The following is a 20,326-nucleotide window of genomic DNA, read 5'->3' on the forward strand; positions in this document are numbered from 1 at the left end:
ACCTTACGGTAGATCTTTGGAGACTCATGCCTCTCTATCGATATGACCAAGTACTGCTCGATTACTCGTAATCAGTGACGTTTTTCACATCAATTTTTAATTTGTTCTTACTGCTTTTGGTGTTCACGCTAAAGCGCACTTGCTCTAACGTTAAAAACGCATCGCAAAGCTGTGCAGCTGGCTTGTAGAAGTTCACGCTTTCTGCGCTCTCTAGTTGGCGCGTAAAAGATTGGAACCAAGGGGCGATGTGTTTGTTAAACACCGCTTGTTGAAGTTCTTCCTCTTCACCTGTCAGCATTGCCATCACTTCGCACAGTGCAGAAATATGGTCTTCAGGCTCTTTCACGTTCTCTTCTCGTTCGATGCCTAAAAGATCCAAATCGCGACGAATTTCCGCTAACGGTTTTTCCATCATCGAGCCAGTGCGATGCCAAGATCCGAATGGCACAACTTCACCACGTCCAATGCCAATAAACAGATCTTGATATTCTTCTTCTAACGCTTCTCGCTGCGCTTCGTTCGCGGCTTGTTGCAGTGCGAGCCAAGCTTTTTGCATCGCGCTCTCAGACGGTTCAATTTCTAGCGATTTCAGGAACGCCAGCATTTCATCACTAGGCGCACTACGAAAAAGTGCAGATAGAACGAGATAAATGTCTGTTCTCAGTGTTTGTTCTTGTTGTGTGTCCACTGCGAGCTCCTAGTATTTCAGTTGTTTCATTGGGTCTTCTGCCATCGACTCAAACATGTCGATCACACGGCAGTCTTCACACATCGCGATACGATTGATCGCCGCTTCATCAGAGAAGTGAGAGTGACCGCGTAACTTGTTTTGTAGCATGTCGATCATCGATTGCGGAGCAAAAGGCTTGTGACAACGAATGCACTCGGCTGCCTTTTCTTCATGAATCACAACCGCTTTCTGGCGTTCTTCTTTCACCCAGTTCATACGAGGAGTAAGCGTCAGCACTTTCTCTGGACACGCCTTCTCGCACAGCCCACATTGAATGCAGTCTTGCTCGACGAATTTAAGCGACGGAGATCGACCGTCCGTATGCAATGCACGTGTTGGACACACAGCCACACAGCTCATGCACAACGTACAATCTTTACTTTCACAAGAGACTGTGCCGTAAGGTGCATTCGCTGGCAGCTCAACAATGTTCTCGACTGGAATACGTGATGCGGACAACGCATCCAACGCCGTAAATAGACGCTGACGTTTGTTGCCTTGCAAGTCTCCTAATGCCAAATCAAAAGACTCGGTACAAAGTGTCGGAGCACCTTCACGTAGTGACTCTAGATACAGAATGTCGATGGTTTCTTTGGCGATACCAAGCTGACCGAGCAGCTCTTGAGCAATACCTACTTCGCTATTAAGCATACGAATAATGGTTTGAGGCATAAAACGTGAAGCCGCAAACAGCACCTGAGTAGCACCATTCACAAGCGCGGCGAACCAAGTATCAATACCAACCGAAGGCAGTTCTTCCACCACAATTGGAATCACATTATCTGGCAGTGCTTTTAGTGCCATCACGTTGTAGCTCTCGTGGCGAGAACTGCAAATCAATACGATAGGATCTAAACCACCCGCTTGCTCATAGTTGGCGAGCGTACGTTCAATAAACTTTTGCGTATCTTCAGGGTTTGGCAGTGCGTAATGAATCGCTTCTGTCGGACACGCTGTAGCACAAGTACCCAAGCCTTGACATAGGTATGGGTTGATCTCGATGCGATGGCCCGTTTTGTCGCTGCCTTCACTCGATAGTGCCCCTGCCGGACAAGCATCCACACACCGTTCGCAACCTTTTACGCCACGAGAGCTGTGTGCACATAAATCGGTATCTAAACGGAAGAATTTCGGTTTATCGAACGTCCCCATTAAGGTTGGAATCTCTTCCAACGCTTCAGCCAGTTTCGGATAGCCACGACCTACTGGGTAGTAGCCCGGTACTGGGACTTCTTCCGACATGCAGCTGTTAAGGCAAAGATCGAGTACGATATCGAAACAATCGCTATTGATCGCGACCTTGGCAAGATTGTTGGTCGAACCATGATTTTCAATCAGAACTTCAAACGTACCTAAGAACCCTGAAACCTGAACCGAATTGGCGTAATAAAGCTCGGGATTTGTGCCCTTTTCGCCATCGGTAGAAAGCAGCGTTAGGCTGTTCATTTGCGACAATTGTACTGCCGCACTTTCGATGATTGCCGTTGGGCCCACAATCAAGGTGTTACCGCCGCTTTCATAGCTTACGGTTGGTGGAATAAGATTGGTCAACTCTACGGTATTTTCGAAAGCGTACAGCCTCGCTTTACCGTTATTGGAAGTTGCTTGTTCTAATAATTGTTTCAGCATTGCTCAATTCCATTTATGAACATGGATAGTCTTTTCCATCTCTTAGTGTAGTTAGCGCCGGAGATTCTGCTGATTAACTTATCAATGAGCATTCTTATTCCGCCGTCTACAGGCGATGAATACTACGCAGTGCGTCCGTACTAACTTCAACCAGATTGGTATTGAGCAACAGATAGCAAGTGTCATGCCAATAAAATATCAACTTAAAATCAATAGGTTATCAACTTCACTGACAAATAGTAGGGATAAAAAAACCGGTTGAGACATTTTGTCTCAGCCGGCTCATTGAGTGTTTAGTCAAAATGTACCTATTCTTTGTGTGGTATATTTTGTCTCACCTCGTTAGGCTGTGATTCTTCAGCAAAAGTATCACTTTCGCCAGGAACTGTATTTATATACAGTTCATTTTCATCTTGAGTAATTTGGCCACTTTTGTCGGTGTTTGACTCTGCGTCTTCAACTACCTCTGGTGCGATATCGTTAGCGCTAAGCTCAGACCCTTGCGCAGTTTCAGCGTCTGGTTCGTCTTCCACTTTGTCTTTAACCCAATCACGCAGCGTCTCAGCGACGTCTTGAGAAAGTGACTTTAAGTTACTGTAATCATCATCGTAATCGTCTAGGCCGTCACGCACGTTAAATTCTTCGGACAAGAACATTTTGCGCAGCGCGGCTTTCTTAACACTTTCTGAAGCTTCAGAAACCAGCAGTTGCGCCACAGACATTTCTTCGGTTTTTTCAGTCTCTACACTCGCGGTAATGTCTGGAGCCTGACTATCCTCATTGACGTTCAAAGCATCTAAGCTTTCGTCAGCGTTTGAAAGCGCTGTGACACTATCTTCGGATTGCTCCGTCTCTGCTATCGGCGTGATCTCTTCAGCATGTTGGGAAGATTCTTCTAGTTTACGTTTCGACCAACGGCTTAAAAAACTAGTTGCCATTTGCTCTGCCTGCTCCTTTGCGTTTCTTGCGTCTTACTTCTAACAACTCACCGTGACGACCAATAAAGGCTTCCATCCAAGCCTGAACGGCTAACGGCATATCGTTAGATAGTACAAGGTTATCACCATCCATATATTGCGCCGCAACAGATTGTGAAGCCGTCAGTAACTGTATCGCTGGTTTTTCACCAGACTCGACGTTATCCATCACTAAAAAGAGTTTAGGTTGCTGAGAGCTTAAGTTAAAGCGGTAGTCTGTACGTTCATCTTTATGTAATTGCAACGGACAAACATCTGGAGTCTCTTCCGTCGGATTCAGCGCAAATCCTGTCAACTGCCATTGGGTTGTCACCCAAATCCCTGTACTGATCTCATGCTCAACAAGCTCTACGCCGATTGGCCATGTATCCTCAGTCTTTTCGTAATTTTTTTCGAAATCTTTCTTATCCGACATAACTCACCCAGTCTTTCTATTTTTGGTCTGAAAACACACAGGAGATTTTGCCCCCGTTTTCGACCATTTTTATTGTCTTCGAAGCAATAAACGCGCCAAGCTGATATAACTTAGTCTATATACTCCCTCAGGCTATAAGTACCAAACTAGACGAAACTCAAATGTATTGATGTGTCATTACTGCGAACTCGCAGTTTTAATGCATTGTTGACATAAAACCTCGCAATTTCTGTGGGAACCGCTATTTTGGAATGAGATTTGCTAGCCACTTAACAAGCTAAAATGCGTAGCAACCTAACGCTCTTAATCACTAGGACACGACTGTGCTGAAACCAAATATTATTAAAACCAGTGAAAATCCCCTGCAAACCATTGAAGTCGATGTGTACGACGAGTACGGCGAAAAGCTCACGAAGCAAATCGCTTGCGAGCGTCCTCTTACGGTCATGCTGAACTGGAAAGAAGTGGTCACGCTCATGACGCTAGGTTCGCGTCCAGAAGCACTAGTACTGGGTTATTTAAAAAACCAAAGCTTCCTGTCCGATCCAGCCGCGATTGAATCCGTTATTATTGACTGGGAAACGCATTCCGCAGCGGTGATTACTAAAGAAAACACTGAACACTTAGAAGGCGCCCTGAAAAAGAAAACCGTCACCTCAGGTTGTGGCCAAGGCACCATGTATGGCAACGTGATGAAGCAGCTTGAAAATTATCAAGTGCCTCAAGTTTCTCTTAAGCAGTCAGAAATTTATTCTGCGCTGGAAGCGTTAACTCATTACAACGACACCTACAAAAAAGCGGGCGCAGTACACGGCTGTGCGGTTTGCAAAGGTAATGAAGTGTTGTCATTTGTGGAAGATGTCGGCCGTCACAACGCAGTGGATACACTTGCAGGTGAGATGTGGCTCAAAGAAGAAACAGGTGAAGATAAAATTTTCTACACAACTGGTCGCCTTACATCAGAGATGGTGATTAAAGTGGCTCAAATGGGCATTCCTGTTCTGCTTTCTCGCTCTGGCGTTACTCAAATGGGGTTAGATCTAGCGAAGCAATTTGGTATTACGACCATTGCGCGTGCGAAAGGTTTGCGCTTCCAAGTGTTTACAGGAGCCGACAAGGTTGAATTTGATGTAAAAGGCAACCAATAACACCTTTTCAGTGTAAACTAAAACCAATAATGCGGATTCACAGAGGATGTGGACTATGAATAATGACCAATTGTGGAATTTTCTGCTTACGCCCAGCGGTATCATGCTTTCTATGATTATTACCTTTGGCGTGGTCGGGCTCTATGCGTATATAACCGGTCAGTTTAAGGATTAAGGCCAAATATCAAAAAAGCCTCGCTAAATAGCGAGGCTTTTGCTTTTTAAACGCTTTGCGAGTAATTACGCGTCAACGCCACGAGATTTTAGGAACTCAGAGTAAGTGCCTTTAAAGTCTGTGATTTTACCATCGCGGATTTCGATAATACGCGTTGCTAACGAGTCTACGAATACACGGTCGTGAGAGACGAAGAACAACGTGCCTTTGTATTGCTCAAGCGCGGTGTTCAAAGATTCAATTGATTCCATGTCCATGTGGTTGGTTGGTTCGTCCATTAGCAGCATGTTTGGCTTGTGCATCATTAGCTTACCAAGCAGCATACGACCTTGCTCACCACCAGACAGTACTTTTACTGACTTCTTAATGTCATCTTGACCAAACAGCATACGACCAAGGAAACCACGAACGACTTGCTCGTCATCACCTTCTTGACGCCATTGACCCATCCAATCCGTTAGATTCATATCTTCTGCAAAGTCATGCGCGTGGTCTTGCGCGTAGTAACCGATGTTTGCATTTTCAGACCATTTGAACTCACCAGCACGCGGTTCAAGTACACCAGCAAGCGTGTTTAGAAGTGTTGTTTTACCCACACCATTTTCACCGATGATCGCAACGCGCTCTCCCACTTCAAAAATTGCATTGAAGTCTGAGAACAAGTCCTCTTCAAAACCTTGGCTCAGGTTTTCTACAATCAGAGCGTTACGGAACAGCTCTTTAGACTGTTCAAAACGAATGAATGGGTTTTGACGGCTAGACGCTTTCACTTCGTCCAATTTGATCTTGTCGATTTGCTTCGCACGAGATGTCGCTTGTTTTGCTTTCGATGCGTTTGCAGAGAAACGCGCAACGAAAGTTTGTAGCTCAGCGATTTGTGCTTTCTTCTTAGCGTTGTCGTTTAGTAGACGTTCGCGAGCTTGAGAAGCCGCCGTCATGTACTCGTCGTAGTTACCTGGGTAAACACGTAGTTCACCGTAGTCCAAGTCAGCCATGTGTGTACATACTGAGTTTAGGAAGTGACGGTCGTGCGAAATGATGATCATTGTGCAGTTACGCGCGTTTAGCGTGTCTTCCAACCAACGGATTGTGTCCATGTCCAAGTTGTTGGTAGGTTCGTCAAGAAGCATCACATCTGGGTCTGCGAATAGAACCTGCGCTAGAAGCACACGAAGTTTCCAACCTGGTGCTACTTCACTCATTAGACCGAAGTGTTGCTCCATTGGGATACCTACAGCAAGAAGAAGCTCGCCCGCTTTGGCTTCTGCCATGTAGCCGTCCATTTCAGCAAACTGAACTTCTAAGTCAGCCACTTTCATGCCGTCTTCTTCGCTCATTTCAGCAAGTGAGTAGATGCGGTCACGCTCTTTCTTCACTTCCCATAGTTCTTTATGACCCATGATGACGGTATCGATTACCGTAAATTCTTCGTAAGCGAACTGGTCCTGGTTCAGTTTTGCAACGCGCTCGTTTGGATCGTAGCTTACGTTACCACTGGTTTGCTCAAGCTCGCCGCTGAGGATCTTCATAAAGGTTGATTTACCACAACCGTTAGCTCCAATTAAGCCGTAGCGATTGCCTTCGCCGAACTTAACTGAAATGTTTTCGAATAGCGGCTTAGCGCCGAATTGTTGAGTAATATTCGCTGTGGAGATCAAAACCTTTACCTTAGCAATTGGGGTGTATTTAGAAAAACCGGGCAACGGTACTTGTTCATGCTACATACTGCAAGTGTTGTTTTTATTAATTCACTCCAAGTGAAATCATTGTAAGGTTTCTAAGAAGCAAAAGCGTAAACATAAATGCGTCATTAAATACAAAAAAGAGCCACTATCGTCAGTGGCTCTTTTTCCATTAATGCTTCAAAAAAGTGACTAAGCGATGTTCGTCACCTCTAGGATCAGTTCGGCTTTTTTAGGTAAATAAATACTGAATTTACTGCCTGTTCCCCATTCAGACTCTGCTTTTAACTCACCACCCGTTTGGCTGAGAATACTTTGGGAGACCGATAGCCCTAACCCTGTGCCTTCTCGTTTCGTTGTGTAAAATGGCGAGAAGATTCGACTCAAGTTTTCTGGTTTAATACCGCAGCCCTCATCGATAACATGAATCGCGGCTCCTTTCACTTCGCCCTCTTCAATCCAGTCTTCACTGACTACTGTTAAAGTTCCTTTACCGCTCATTGCGTGAATGGCGTTCATTTGCAAATTAACTAAGATTTGTAGCAAGTGGTGACGGTTTATCTCAACGGACGTGTGCGCTTGTAGGTCAGTCACAAACTCAACGTCGCGTTTCTTGGTGCCAGTTTTAACCAAGGTGATGCTTTCATCAATGATAGGATTGACATGTTGCCAAGTGATTTCATCTTGAACACCGCCTTGGCGACTGTATTGCAATAAACTGCGTGTGATATTGCGGATACGATCAATTTGCGCGTGAATCGCATCAATTTCTTCTTGTACTCGACTTGCATCGTCACCCAATTCAAAATGGATCAATTCTACGTTGCCAAGAATCACGGCGGTTGGGTTATTAATTTCGTGAGCAATCCCCGCGGTGAGTTCTCCCAGTGCTGCCAGTTTTTCATGAACAACGAGTTTGTCGCGGGTTTGGTTGAGCAATTGAATATGCAGTTCAAGATCTTGGGTTTTTTCTCTCAGGCTTGCCGTACGCTCTTGAACTTTGCATTCAAGTTGAGCTGCGGAGTTTTTCAGTTCAATTTTGCGCTCTTCTAGCGCGTCTAACATATCATCAAACTGTCTGGCTAACTGCGCAAGTTCATGATCGGCATCTAATCCTAACGGGCCAATCCGTTTTTCTTTACCTTGTTGGACCTGCTTCACCACTTTATGAATGCGTTCGATCGGTCGAAACAGATCATAAGAACCGCGATATACCATCACGCCGGAAACCAGCAATAACATAACCGTAATCAAGCTGATTTCGGCAATGTTCGTCATGTAGGCTTTAACGAATGGCCACATGAGGTAACCGGTATAAAGCATACCAATAACATTGTCGTATTGGTCTTTGATCGGTTGATACGCCGTAATATACCAAGCGTCATACACATAAGCGCGATCAACCCACTGTTCACCCTTAGAAAGTACTTGGTTATACACTTCGGCGCTCACGCGAGTGCCTATAGCGCGCCCTAGTCTATGATCGCTGTCTAGAGGAACGTTGGTGCTCACACGCAAATCATCGAGAAATACCGTCAACGTACCCACAGGGCGAAGGCGGTCGTTATCACTTAAGTAAATGAGATCGCGGATTTGATCCACCAGCACTGTGCTGTTGTTAAGGAGCAAACCACCATCAAGAAAGCCGATCAAATCGTTCGCTTGGCTGTATACCGGAATCACGGTCCGACTGACTAACCCACGCACCTCCCTGTCACCATCAGCAAGAATAGGCACTTCTGCTCGTTTGGCGAGTTCAGGATCGAGGCCTTCGAGTTCTTCTTTATTGAGTACATCAAAAAACGATTCGCGCTTGGTGAGATCCATAAAGCGGAATTTGTTTTCCATGGAATTAACGCGTTGGAAAGAGAGAAAATCTAAAGCATATCTTTTCTTCTGCTCTGTGACCCACTTTTGCAGGTCACCTTGTGGCGTTCCTTGATTAATGCGAATACGGAAATCGTACGAATCGGCAAACGCCCGCACGTAATTGGCTTGCTTTTGCTGTAACAACGTTACGCTGTTATTTGCAACACCAAGACGTTCCGAGACATCAAGCAGCGCATTTTGCCACGTGTAATGAATAGACCAATAAATCGTAATGCCGATAAGAGCTAACAATGTGAGGAAAATCGGCGCAGAGGTTAAGAATAACAAGCGATAACGCACCATGGTTTTAAAACGGTGCGTCCATTTTGACAATCCTTTGTGTTGTGGGCCGTTAGTCGGCATATTCCTCACCCTCAGAATCCCATTCTTTGTACTTACGTTCTAAGGTCTTGCGAGCTACGCCCAAGTCACGAGCAGCAGCAGACTTATTGCCTTCATGCAAGTTAACGACTTGTTTAATATGTGCTTTCTCGACTTCTTTTAACGTCCAGCTGTTTGGATAGCCCTCGCCAGTAAATTCTTTGCCTTCTTTAAAGGTTGGTAACTCAGCTGAGTGAGAAACAGTAATCGATACATTAGGCAGTGAATGCCCGCCATTCAGCTCTCGCCAATAGTGTGCAGGTGGTTTGCCAAGCAAGATACAACGCTCAATCAAGTTTTTCAGCTCACGAATGTTTCCCGGCCAATCGTACTCACTCATGGCTTCCATGTCCTCGTGCGCCCATTTGGGCGCAGGCATACCGAGCTCGCGCGTCAGCATGTTGCTGAAAAATGGCACCAACTCAAATAAGTCGGTTTTGCGCTCTCGCAGCGGACACACTTCAATTTTCAGAACGTTTAAACGGTAATAGAGGTCACTGCGGAAATTACCTTGATTGACCTCTTCTTGCAGGTTTCGGTTGGTTGCCGCTACGATACGGACATCAATACTGATCTCTCTTTCTGAACCGACAGGGCGAATTGTACGCTGCTCTAACACACGTAATAATGATGCCTGCATTGCAAGTGGCATCTCCCCGATTTCGTCAAGAAATAAGGTGCCACCGTTCGCAACACGGAACAAACCTTCACGCGATTTTTTTGCACCGGTAAACGCGCCCGATGTATGACCAAACAACTCACTTTCTAAAAGCTCTGGTGCAATCGCACCGCAGTTGATTGGCACAAACGGGCCCGTTCGCCCACTCGCCTGGTGGATACCTCGTGCAACTAGCTCTTTACCCGTACCCGACTCACCTTCCACCAAAACAGAAGCACGTGATGGTGCAAATTGGTTAATAAGTTGCTTAAGCAGACGCGTTTTTTCTGAGCCGCCGATGATCTCTGAGGTATTGTGACGTTGGTAATCGCGTGTCATGGCGTACTGCATGCGTTCGTTCAAACGGCGATCCATACAGCGACTGACCGCTTTTAACATCTGCTCAAGGTTGAATGGTTTGAGGATAAAGTCGGAAGCACCGAGCTGTAGCGCTCGAATGGCAATTTCTAAATCCGCATAACCCGTCATAAAAATCACATCGGCACGTTTGTCATCATCTTCAAACGCTTCTTCCCACTCAATTCCAGAACGCCCTGGCAGATTAATATCCAGTAAGATCAGATCATAATGTCGAGAATTACGCAGTTGTTCTGCTTCTTCGATGCTACCAGCTGTATCGACATGTGAAAAAAGCTTACCCAATGCCTTTTTCAAGATGGCTTGCATGCCTAATTCATCATCGACGACCAGTACGGAAAAGGCGCTATATTGTTGGTTTGTACTAAGATGGGATTGAGTAGACATATTTACCCCAGATGGATTTCGATGGGACAGAGTGTACCAAGTTTAAACAGAGATACCCTACAAAAAGTGCGACATTTTGTACCAACGCAAACTTTTATGCAAATAACCCCATGATTTAGTGCATAAACCAAGCACTTTAAGCTTGTAAAAGGTTGGCATCTTGTTTGCTATAAGGTGGATACGGAGCGCATTTAAGTGATCTCAGGATGTTGATGTTTGCTTATTCCAACACCCTAAGACAACTTGCGTATTACGCTAATCGCTCTCGTCCAAAAAGGCTTCTCCCTAAAACCTGGAGAGATTCCAAAGAATCATTGGAAAGGAACACATAAAAATGAAAAAAATTGCGCTAACTCTGGCTGCAACGTCTATCACGCTTGTAAGTTACTCTGCGTTTTCTGCTCAAGACGGAGAACATGTTCGCCTTGCAACCACAACCAGTACTTACCATTCAGGTTTACTTGATTACCTGCTTCCACAATTTGAAAAAGACACGGGCTACAAAGTCGATGTTATTGCTGCAGGTACGGGTAAAGCCTTAAAAATGGGCGAAAACGGTGACGTAGATTTGGTGATGACACATGCACCAAAAGCTGAAGGCGCATTTGTTGAGAAAGGCTACGGCGTTTTACCTCGCAAGCTAATGTACAACGACTTTGTGATTGTAGGCCCGAAAGCTGACCCAGCAACAATCAAAAATGACGAAGGCGTGTTAGATGTATTCAAAGAGATCGCAAACAAAAACGCAACGTTCATCTCTCGCGGCGATGATTCTGGTACGCACAAAAAAGAAATGGGCTTCTGGGCTCAAACTAAAATCGAACCGAACTTTGGTGGCTACCGTAGCGTAGGTCAAGGTATGGGCCCAACTCTAAACATGGCGTCTGAAATGCAAGGCTACACCATGACGGACCGCGGCACATGGCTGGCTTACCAAAACAAATTGGATCTAGAAATTCTGTTCCAAGGCGATGAAAAACTGTTTAACCCGTACCAAGTTATTCTTGTTAACCCTGAGCGTTACCCAACGATCAACTACCAAGGTGCGAAGGCATTCAGTGATTGGTTGGTAAACCCTCGCGGACAGGAACTTATCAATGGTTTCCGCCTAAACGGTAAACAACTGTTTGTTGCGAATGCTGAGAGCAAATAACGCAATATGAATCTTGCTGATACAACACTGGAAGCGCTTCGCTTACTGGTGAATTTTGATGCAGACCTATGGGAGATCGTTGCGGTCTCCTTTAGTGTTTCTATTACGGCAATATCCCTAGTGGTATTGCCGGCTATTTTGATGTCCTTTGTACTGGCGTATACCGACTTTCGCGGTAAATGGTTTTTGTTGTCGATCGTAAATACGCTGCAAGCGGTCCCTACCGTGGTGATTGGCCTGTTGCTGTACATGTTGCTGTCGCGTGCTGGCCCTTGGGGAGACTGGCAAATGCTGTTCACTCAGAAGGCAATGATCTTCGGCCAAATGGTGATCTGCTTCCCTGTTTTGGTATCGATGATGCATGGTGCATTACAATCTAGCGACCGTCGTGCAGTGGAAACTGCCATCACGCTGGGCGTCTCCATTCCGCGCTTGGCAGCAACGATGATTTGGGAAACCCGCTTTCCTCTACTTGCGGCTATCATTGCAGGATTTTCACGTATCGTGACCGAGGTGGGCTGCTCAATGATGGTTGGTGGGAACATTATGGGCGTGACGCGAAATATTCCCACGGCTATCGCAATGGAAAGCAGTAAAGGTGCTTTTGCGCAAGGAGTTGCATTAGGAATTGTATTACTATCTTTAGCGTTGGCTCTAAACTTCTTCTTATCAAGTATGAGAGGCAAAGGCTACCTCAGAACATAGAACATGAAGCAAACAAACGACTCACCATTAACCCCATGTCGAGGCGAATTATGACTATAAAAATCACCGCCGAACAGTTATCCATGCGCTTTAAAGAGCGTGTGCTTTTCCACATCCCTGAGTTAGCCATCGGCCCAAATGATGCCATTTATCTCAAGGGTGACAATGGTGTGGGCAAAACTACCCTACTCAAAATCCTTGCTGGCTTGCTCAAACCCTCTACTGGCGATGTTGTTGCGCCAAAAGATACGTGGCTGAAAAGACTGACGCGTCGCAATGGTCGTGTCGATGTGATTTATCTCCATCAATCCCCTTACCTTTTTGACGGCACTGTATATGAAAACGTAGTCTATGGAGTGAAATATCAACAAGACACGCAAAAAGATAAGCGAGCTCAAGTTATTCACGCGCTGCGCATGGTAGGTTTAGAAACCTTAGCGGACGAACATATTTCCGTGTTGTCCGGCGGTGAAAAACAGCGCGTTGCCATGGCAAGGGCTTGGATCTTAAAACCGTCGATTTTATTGATGGATGAGCCAAGTGCGTCTTTAGACCAAGAATCCATTGAACGATTGGTGGTGATGGCGAAAGATCTTTTGGATCGCGGTTCCAGTATCGTGGTGACAAGCCATCAGGCAAACGCACTGACCGACTTATGTAAAAAACAGTGGTGGATTAAAGACAAGACTTTGATAGAGTCTCCTCTGTTGTATGTCATACCAAAAGAAACATCCCAAGAGAATGCATATGCTTCAACCAACACAAACTAGTTGGGTCATTTTGGCTGGTGGCCAAGCCAGCCGTATGGGTGGAAAAGATAAAGGTCTGATTGAGTTAAATCAGAAGCCACTCATCGAACACGTTATTGAACGTTTATCTCCACAAACTCCACGCATTTTAATTAATGCCAACCGAAACCAAGATGCGTACAGCAAATTTGGTTTCGTATTTAGTGATCAATTCAAAGATTTCCCTGGGCCTATGGGCGGTATTCACGCGGGTTTGATGCATGCTGAAACTGACTGGGTCGGATTTGTACCTTGCGATAGCCCTCAAATTAACACCGACCTTGTCGAGCGTTTCTGCCAGTTTGTCAAAGAAGACAGCGATATTTTGGTCGCGCATGATGGTGACCATCAGCAACCTGTTTTTACGCTCTACCACAAGCGCGTACTGCCAAAACTCACCGCGTTTTTAGAACGTGGCGACCGCAAAATCATTCTGCTCTACAAAGAGTGCAACACCAGTTACGTTGACTTTAGCGACTCACCAAACTGTTTCGTCAACTTGAACACTCCGGAAGAACTGGCGCAATTTGGACAATTAGAATCATGAAACACACGCTAAACATTCCTATTCTTGGTTTTGCGGCTTATTCAGGCACAGGCAAAACCACACTGCTTGAAGCCCTATTGCCAAAGCTAACTGAAGCGGGCCTGCGCATTGGCATGCTAAAACATGCTCATCACAACTTCGATGTCGATAAGCCGGGTAAAGACAGCTACCGTTTACGCAAAGCTGGCGCATCTCAAATGCTGATTGCTTCTCGCAACCGTTTTGCGTTAATGACAGAAACGCCAGAAGCCGAAGCGGAGTTTGAATACCTATTAACACGTTTTGATGAAGACATGCTTGATGTGGTTTTGGTCGAAGGCTGCAAAAACATCGCGTTTCCTAAAATCGAATTGCACCGTGAAGAAGTCGGCAAGCCTTGGCTTTATCCAAACGATGAAAACATCATCGCTATCGCTTCAGACGGCGGCGAGTTGGACTCTGAACTGCCACAAATGAACATCAATGATCTTGAAGCGATTGCTCAGTTCGTTATTCAGTATGTTCAAGAAGCGAACGCACCAAAAAACAAAGAGAAAGAAGCCGCATGTTGCGATACCCTTTCTCCTGCTTTCCTTTCTGTGGTTCAAGGCCAAGAGAAAATCCTTTCTTTGGTGAACACGGTTTCGGAAATAGAAGCATGCAAGATTGAAAACGCCTATGGCCGCGTTCTTGCGGAACATATCGTTTCACCAGTAAATGTGCCGCAATACACCAACTCCGCGATGGACGGTTATGCCATCCGCAGTGATGATGTTGACCGTGATAGCTACCAAGTGGTTGCTGAAGTGATGGCGGGCCATGCTTACGAGCAGCCTCTGGAAGTTGGTCAAGCAGTTAAGATCATGACTGGCGCACCAACACCACGTAACGGCGATACAGTGGTCATGCGTGAGCAAGCCATTCAAGAAGGTGACAAGGTCACTTTTAACGGTGCGAATATCAAAGCAGGCCAAAACGTTCGTCAAGCAGGTGAAGATCTCGCTATCGGCAGTGACGTCTTTACCGCAGGTACTCGCCTCGCCTCTCCAGAGATGGGCATGATCGCTTCGCTTGGCTTTGGTGAAGCGAATGTATTCCGCAAATTGAAAGTTGCCGTGTTCTCCACCGGTGACGAAGTACAAGCACCGGGAACAGAGCAAAAAGCGAATTCTATCTACGATTCCAACCGTTTTACCATCATGGGCATGCTTGAAAAGCTCGGCTGCGAGATCTTGGATTTCGGTATTCTGGAAGACAACGAACAGTTAATGATTGAAGCGTTGGAAAACGCATCGGCGCAAGCGGACGTGGTTATGACTTCTGGTGGCGTATCTGTTGGTGATGCGGATTACATCAAACTTGCCTTGGATAAACTTGGTCAAATCGATTTTTGGCGAATCAACATGCGTCCGGGACGTCCACTCGCGTTTGGTCAAATCAACAACAAGCCGTTCTTTGGTCTGCCGGGCAACCCTGTTGCCGTGATGGTCTCTTTCATTAACTTTGTCGAGCCTGCACTGCGTAAGATGCAAGGCGAACAAGGCTGGAAGCCTCTGAAAGTGAATGCCATCGCGACTGAAAACCTTCGCTCTCGACAAGGTCGTACCGAGTTTAGCCGTGGCGTCTATGAACTGGATGCAACTGGCCGTTTAACCGTTCGTACAACAGGCAAGCAAGGCTCTGGTATTTTGCGCTCAATGAGTGAGGCAAACTGTTTGATCGAAATCTCCCCAGCTATTGATACAGTAAAAGCGGGAGAAAGCGTGACAATTATCCCACTTCAAGGCAGAATCTAGCTCAAACTAGAAATTCAAAGGTCAGCGAGTCTGGCCTTTTTGTTTAATACAGAAACCTTTTCAGAGAGACAGCTATGGCTCGCACCATTCTTTACACTTACAAAGACCAAGACAAAGAACTGACATTCTCATACCAGCAACACCGCAACATTCAAGAAGCAGTTGCCGAGGCAGAAGGTATCGATATCACTGAGTTCCTAAAGATGGAGCAACAAATCGAAGCAGTGTCTGACACTAAAGCAGTGCGCAACTACCGCGACAACTACTTCAGAAAATTAGGCTTTAGTAAAATCACCCTAGCTCAAAAAGAAAACCTAGGCGTAGGCAAAAAGAACAAATAAGCTTAGCTGCAAACAGAAAACTCACGATTCGTCGTGAGTTTTTTATGCATGCTACTTTTGTTCATGATCTATACCCGAGCATACCGAAATTACTTAGGTATATAAGTAAAAGCCCCGTTTAACCTTGAAAGTCTAAACGGGGCTTTAAATTTCTTCTTACTTTATATCGAGTAAGGTTTAAGTCATTACTTGATGTTTAAGAACGCAGCGCCGCGTACACCACCTGAATCACCGTGTTTTGCTTTGATGATCTTAGGACACTTAGCCACAGACAATAAGTGTTTAGGGATGCGTTTTGGCATCTCTTCGTAAATCAATTCGAAGTTAGATAAGCCTCCACCAAGTACAACGGTGTGTGGGTCTGTTGCAGTAAACAGGTTTGCAAAGCAGATTGCTAGCAGCTCCATAAAGCGCTCGACGTGCTCTACTGCTTTCTCTTCACCCTCTGCGTGCGCTTTAATAATGTCGATCGCTTTCTTCTCTTCGCCGTAGTAATGCGCGTAAAGAAGCTCGAAACCACGACCAGATAGGTAACTATCTAAACAGCCTTTGTTGCCACAGCCACAGCCAAGTAATGGTGCGTTTTCACCCAGGTGGAACCATGCGTCGATAGGAAGACGTGTGTGACCCACCTCACCCGCTACGTGGTTGCGGCCAGAGAATACTTTACCTTCGTAGATAAAGCCACCGCCAAAACCAGTACCAAGGATCAAACCTAGTACAGATGGTTCATCTTGAAGATCTTCGTCCCACGCTTCAGAAAGCGCGAAACAGTTTGCATCGTTTTCAATTTTTACGCTGCGACCGATTTTAGCTTCCAGATCAGCACGAAGTGGTTTGCCTTTTGCCGCAGGAACGTTAACTGTTAGTACCGTTGCATCATCGGCGTCTTCCATACCTGGCAAGCCAAGACCAATCGTACCTTCGCAGCCAAACTCTGTATCGTATTTATTCACCAATTCCGCAATGGTATCAACCAGCAGCTCGTAGTTGTCTGTTGGTGTAGGTACACGTTCCGTCGCTACACGCTCAAGCTTCTCGTTAAATGCACCAAATTCAATTTTAGTGCCACCGACATCAAAGCCGTAATACATGTATTTCTCTCCTAAAAAATGCTTCAAACGACTCTCAAAAATGGCTAGAGTCAAAAGTATAAACTGATGGCATTATCCATATCTGTACGCCTGCAAACCGTGACCGAATGCAGATTTATCCCCTCACCGAAGCCAGTTGAACAACATACCATCAACAAAAGCTCATTCCTTAGAGTCAGCTCTCGGTTTTCATCCACTCTTTGAAACGTTTCAAGTGTGGCTGGTTAGGGTCGTTTTTGACTCGAGTCTTGCTCAGCATGTAAGTTTCTCTGAAGGCTTCAAACCACAATTGAAGGCATTCCGCAGCTTTAGGCTCACCAGCTTGTTTTAAAACTAATGTCGCGACTTCGGCGGTTGAAAGATGCTGATCATTCTCGGAGCGGCGCATGATGTATTCAGACAGAGATTCCGGCTCAATGGAAAGCACAGGCAAAGATTTAAGAAAATCAGAACGACGGAATATCTTTCGCGCCTCACGCCAGCTACCATCAATAAAGATCAGCAACCATTTTTTGTTCTCGACATCTTCTTTTACCAATCGCCCTGGCTCTAGATCTTCAATTAAACGAGAGGGATCATCCACATAGTCTGCAGGAAATACAATCACCGGTTGGTAACTGTCATCCTGTAGTAGCGCTAGCATCTCTTCAGACGGTTCTGTTCGGTTCCATTGATACACGTAAGTCTCTTGAATCGTATCAGCGATTAGACGACCGGTATTACTTGGCTTAAACACTTCGTTTTCAGAAACAATCAACATACATGCAATATTGGCCTTGATGTTTGGCTGAAGGTCGCACAAACAGTGTTGCTCAGAAACCTGGCAATATTGGCAACGAACCACTTTACATCCACGCGCGTTGAAAGGCTTGGTTGAGATAGATTGTCGGTACTGATATAAACGGTGGAAAGCGTGAATTCTCATGGTAAGTAATGCCAAGTAAAAAGTAGAGCGCGATTCTACTGATATTATGGTTTCGCCTCAAGATAAGCCCATCAGCAGTGTGTTGAAATAATTTCACTCTTATCTCGGTCATAGATAAAGAAATAAATAAGGGAATGACAGTGACAGAAACGACATTTCAAGAACCCTCATGGCTCAGATTAGGCTTTTTCCTTGGCGTATTATTGCTTTGTGCCATTTGGGAGAACAAATTGCCTAGAAAAACACTGACCGCTTCGCGCAGGTTTCGTTGGGTCAATAACTTGTCATTGGTTGCTTTTAACAGCCTAGTTATTGCTTTAATCATGCCTATCGCCGCCTTTCAAGCTGCGGTCATAGCTCAGGAGCAACAATGGGGGCTGCTGAATATTCTGTCCCTCCCCGCTTGGTTAAATATTTTTCTAACCGTCATTTTGCTTGATTTCGTCATTTACGCTCAGCATGTTGTCTTTCATCATGTAAAACCGCTGTGGAAGATTCACCGAATGCATCACGCCGATCTCGACATAGACGTCACCACAGGCGCACGCTTTCATCCCTTCGAAATAATCATTTCAATGGGAGTAAAAATTGCAGCCGTGTTTATCTTAGGTGTTTCACCTATCGGAATTGTGGTATTTGAAATTGTGCTTAATGCGAGCGCGATGTTTAATCACAGTAATGCAAAACTGGCTTTATCTATGGACCAAAAACTGCGAAACGTCATCGTTACACCAGACATGCATCGCGTGCACCATTCAGTGATAGTAAAAGAGACCCACTCAAACTTTGGTTTTTTCCTTTCAGTTTGGGACCGCTTTTTTGGGACATACCGAGCTCAGCCTAAGTTGGGTCATGAAGATGTTGTTATTGGTGTGCCGGAAATTAGAGACGAAGAAGAGCAAAGATTAGATAAGCTGTTAACGCAGCCCTTTCGCTACAATAAAGAGAAGAAGTAATGGTTGAAAAAATATTGTTGGATGAAGTATGTCAACAAAACGAATAGACCAAGCCTAAACCCCTGTTAAACACTACTTCATCCTCATGATGTGTAAGAACAGATTAGTTTTCTGCTAGCTGACGCTTTTTGTTTAACTGAGTAATACCAACAAATAAACCAACAACACCAAGCACTGCACATGCCAAAGCATTGGTGTTCATTACTTGCTGTGCCTCTATTGAGCTGTATAGAAAAGCAAGGCTGAAGAAAGTGGTGGCAAAGCTCAAACCTGTCAGTACGCTGAAACCAGCAAAACTGGCCAAGTCTTTAAAATCGTTCATAACGAGTCCCTGTTTACAATCCTTAATCGAGTGTTGTGAAAATAATAATTAACGAAATATTTGGCGCGATTGACTATGTTTTCGCGCATTCCATAACCAGATAGATACCCCAAATGAGAACCCTAAAAACAGTGTCTTCATTTGTAGGGCGACGTTGTTATCTAATATTTCTAATGTATAGTGAGCGTGGGAACTAAAGATAACATTGGCTATAAGAATCAATAACATAACGACTATGCCAGAGCGGCGATGCTTGACCAATAGATACGCTGCTAATAAGTCCAATAGTCCCAAAGCGCTCCAATACATATTCAACCAGCGTGGCGCAAAATCGTAAGGTAAAAAGCCACCAACAATGTTGTCATAAAGATGAACCACTCCGCCAACTGTCATAAAAAGGCATAAGAGAAACAAGACGAATTTATCCATTACCGTTTCCTTATCTGAATGAATGAGCAAAGCATATAGAAGTCACTTAAACATTTGTAATCTCATCGCCATTTTTGAGATCGACAGTGCCATTATCAACACGATGAGAACAGTAACGGCTACTCTACCTTCTTTATTTGCTTCTAGTAGAAGCATAGTGTTTGCTTTGTCATTGTCCCAAATCCGCCAATGCAACGACAGAATCCTCCTTTAAATCACGCCTTGGTTTAGCAACTCTCGTACCTTTTCCAGCCCGCGCTGAAACACAGTATGTGCATTCGCGGGAAGGCCGCTCTCGACATCGTGCCAGAAGAACGCGAAATCATGTCCACCATCGTCTTGCGTATGAAACAGCCATGAATTAGCGAGATCAGCACACTCACACAAAACAAAATGCCATGCTTGATTTTGAAAGCCACTGTCCCATGAGCATAAATATCGTGCGGAACGAACATGTGTGATACCAGACTCCTCAGCGAGCTCCCGCTTGGCCGCTATGATGTAACTTTCATCAAACACTTCAACAGTGCCCTTGACGAGCTGAACACCCGCCAACGGATGTTTAAAAAGTAGGATCTCTTGATTTTGATTACGTAGAACGACGGGGCAAACTTTATCGATCACAAAACCACTCCTTCTTATGGCTTTAGCTTTCTCTGGATATAAAAAAATCGCATGAAGCTGCATGATTCATTCCTTTGAATTCTGGCGACATTCTAGTCAACGAGTCCCTCGAACAAAGCATTAACATCACGTTGTGATAACTAAACCCTTTAGAAATGAACGAGATGAGATGTAACTCACTTTTGCGATGCAAATAGGAGCCATTAAATGAGTAGCCGTAGTAAATTACCACCTTCTA

Annotated in this window: 20 protein-coding genes; 8 read left to right on the forward strand and 12 right to left on the reverse strand. The window is 45.1% G+C overall.

What is annotated here, in order from left to right:
• Positions 1 to 61: 61 nt before the first annotated feature.
• The 4 genes from KJB35_RS05445 to KJB35_RS05460 all read right to left on the reverse strand — a co-directional run bounded on the left by KJB35_RS05445 (position 62) and on the right by KJB35_RS05460 (position 3,751).
• Entirely contained in the window at positions 62 to 688 is a 627-nt protein-coding gene (locus KJB35_RS05445; RefSeq protein ID WP_017820684.1) for a molecular chaperone, read from the reverse strand.
• 9 nt (positions 689 to 697) lie between these two features.
• Positions 698 to 2,359 (reverse strand): 4Fe-4S binding protein, encoded by a 1,662-nt coding sequence (locus tag KJB35_RS05450; protein ID WP_213907957.1) that lies wholly within the window; start codon positions 2,357 to 2,359, stop codon positions 698 to 700.
• A gap of 308 nt (positions 2,360 to 2,667) precedes the next feature.
• Entirely contained in the window at positions 2,668 to 3,297 is a 630-nt protein-coding gene (locus KJB35_RS05455) for a DUF3306 domain-containing protein (RefSeq protein WP_213907956.1), read from the reverse strand.
• Positions 3,287 to 3,751, reverse strand: a complete 465-nt coding sequence (locus KJB35_RS05460; protein ID WP_005377550.1) for a DUF3305 domain-containing protein — start codon at positions 3,749 to 3,751, stop codon at positions 3,287 to 3,289. Before KJB35_RS05460 ends, KJB35_RS05455 begins: the two co-directional genes overlap by 11 nt.
• Before the next feature lie 323 nt (positions 3,752 to 4,074).
• On the opposite strand from KJB35_RS05460, the gene KJB35_RS05465 reads away from it, so the two are divergent.
• Entirely contained in the window at positions 4,075 to 4,899 is an 825-nt protein-coding gene (locus KJB35_RS05465; RefSeq protein WP_005377552.1) for a formate dehydrogenase accessory sulfurtransferase FdhD, read from the forward strand.
• A gap of 240 nt (positions 4,900 to 5,139) precedes the next feature.
• Here the strand turns inward: KJB35_RS05465 and KJB35_RS05470 are convergent, their stop codons facing one another.
• The 3 genes from KJB35_RS05470 to KJB35_RS05480 all read right to left on the reverse strand — a co-directional run bounded on the left by KJB35_RS05470 (position 5,140) and on the right by KJB35_RS05480 (position 10,429).
• Entirely contained in the window at positions 5,140 to 6,732 is a 1,593-nt protein-coding gene (locus KJB35_RS05470) for an ABC-F family ATPase (protein WP_025766654.1), read from the reverse strand.
• A gap of 216 nt (positions 6,733 to 6,948) precedes the next feature.
• On the reverse strand, positions 6,949 to 8,988 hold the full coding sequence (locus KJB35_RS05475) for a cache domain-containing protein (protein ID WP_213907955.1): 2,040 nt from the start codon (positions 8,986 to 8,988) through the stop codon (positions 6,949 to 6,951).
• A complete protein-coding gene (locus tag KJB35_RS05480; RefSeq protein WP_182038954.1) occupies positions 8,978 to 10,429 on the reverse strand; it encodes a sigma-54 dependent transcriptional regulator in 1,452 nt (483 codons plus the stop codon). Before KJB35_RS05480 ends, KJB35_RS05475 begins: the two co-directional genes overlap by 11 nt.
• A gap of 334 nt (positions 10,430 to 10,763) precedes the next feature.
• Between KJB35_RS05480 and KJB35_RS05485 the strand changes: the two genes are divergently transcribed.
• From KJB35_RS05485 to KJB35_RS05510, 6 genes are all read left to right on the forward strand, one after another.
• Positions 10,764 to 11,582, forward strand: coding sequence for a substrate-binding domain-containing protein (locus KJB35_RS05485; RefSeq protein WP_005389522.1), 819 nt, complete (start codon positions 10,764 to 10,766; stop codon positions 11,580 to 11,582).
• 6 nt (positions 11,583 to 11,588) lie between these two features.
• Positions 11,589 to 12,287, forward strand: a complete 699-nt coding sequence (locus KJB35_RS05490; RefSeq protein WP_005389524.1) for an ABC transporter permease — start codon at positions 11,589 to 11,591, stop codon at positions 12,285 to 12,287.
• A gap of 50 nt (positions 12,288 to 12,337) precedes the next feature.
• Positions 12,338 to 13,057, forward strand: a complete 720-nt coding sequence (locus KJB35_RS05495; protein ID WP_025766658.1) for an energy-coupling factor ABC transporter ATP-binding protein — start codon at positions 12,338 to 12,340, stop codon at positions 13,055 to 13,057.
• Positions 13,035 to 13,622: a molybdenum cofactor guanylyltransferase MobA gene (gene mobA / locus KJB35_RS05500; protein ID WP_005377572.1), complete on the forward strand. Its 588-nt coding sequence runs from the start codon at positions 13,035 to 13,037 to the stop codon at positions 13,620 to 13,622. Before KJB35_RS05495 ends, mobA begins: the two co-directional genes overlap by 23 nt.
• Entirely contained in the window at positions 13,619 to 15,397 is a 1,779-nt protein-coding gene (locus KJB35_RS05505) for a bifunctional molybdopterin-guanine dinucleotide biosynthesis adaptor protein MobB/molybdopterin molybdotransferase MoeA (RefSeq protein WP_130544940.1), read from the forward strand. Before mobA ends, KJB35_RS05505 begins: the two co-directional genes overlap by 4 nt.
• 74 nt (positions 15,398 to 15,471) lie before the next feature.
• The gene (locus KJB35_RS05510) at positions 15,472 to 15,738 is read left to right on the forward strand and encodes a DUF2960 domain-containing protein (RefSeq protein WP_005377584.1); all 267 of its coding nucleotides are present in this window, start codon (positions 15,472 to 15,474) and stop codon (positions 15,736 to 15,738) included.
• Between the two features lie 185 nt (positions 15,739 to 15,923).
• On the opposite strand, the gene nagK is transcribed toward KJB35_RS05510, so the two are convergent.
• Both nagK and KJB35_RS05520 read right to left on the reverse strand, forming a co-directional pair.
• Complete coding sequence (nagK, locus tag KJB35_RS05515) at positions 15,924 to 16,832, reverse strand: N-acetylglucosamine kinase (RefSeq protein WP_005377586.1); 909 nt, start codon at positions 16,830 to 16,832, stop codon at positions 15,924 to 15,926.
• A 175-nt stretch (positions 16,833 to 17,007) separates the two neighbouring features.
• On the reverse strand, positions 17,008 to 17,757 hold the full coding sequence (locus KJB35_RS05520) for a tRNA-uridine aminocarboxypropyltransferase (RefSeq protein WP_053350551.1): 750 nt from the start codon (positions 17,755 to 17,757) through the stop codon (positions 17,008 to 17,010).
• A gap of 140 nt (positions 17,758 to 17,897) precedes the next feature.
• On the opposite strand from KJB35_RS05520, the gene KJB35_RS05525 reads away from it, so the two are divergent.
• Positions 17,898 to 18,713 carry a sterol desaturase family protein gene (locus KJB35_RS05525; protein WP_031777247.1) on the forward strand — a complete coding sequence of 272 codons (816 nt, stop codon included), beginning with the start codon at positions 17,898 to 17,900 and terminating at the stop codon, positions 18,711 to 18,713.
• Between the two features lie 103 nt (positions 18,714 to 18,816).
• Here KJB35_RS05525 and KJB35_RS05530 read toward each other — a convergent pair whose 3' ends face one another.
• The 3 genes from KJB35_RS05530 to KJB35_RS05540 all read right to left on the reverse strand — a co-directional run bounded on the left by KJB35_RS05530 (position 18,817) and on the right by KJB35_RS05540 (position 20,088).
• Positions 18,817 to 19,035, reverse strand: coding sequence for a hypothetical protein (locus KJB35_RS05530; RefSeq protein WP_005389537.1), 219 nt, complete (start codon positions 19,033 to 19,035; stop codon positions 18,817 to 18,819).
• 48 nt (positions 19,036 to 19,083) lie between these two features.
• Positions 19,084 to 19,464 carry a hypothetical protein gene (locus tag KJB35_RS05535; protein ID WP_213907954.1) on the reverse strand — a complete coding sequence of 127 codons (381 nt, stop codon included), beginning with the start codon at positions 19,462 to 19,464 and terminating at the stop codon, positions 19,084 to 19,086.
• 210 nt (positions 19,465 to 19,674) lie between these two features.
• Positions 19,675 to 20,088 (reverse strand): NUDIX domain-containing protein, encoded by a 414-nt coding sequence (locus KJB35_RS05540; RefSeq protein WP_025766662.1) that lies wholly within the window; start codon positions 20,086 to 20,088, stop codon positions 19,675 to 19,677.
• Positions 20,089 to 20,326 lie beyond the last annotated feature (238 nt).

This window comes from Vibrio sp. D431a (assembly GCF_030248655.1).
Lineage (GTDB): Bacteria > Pseudomonadota > Gammaproteobacteria > Enterobacterales > Vibrionaceae > Vibrio > Vibrio alginolyticus.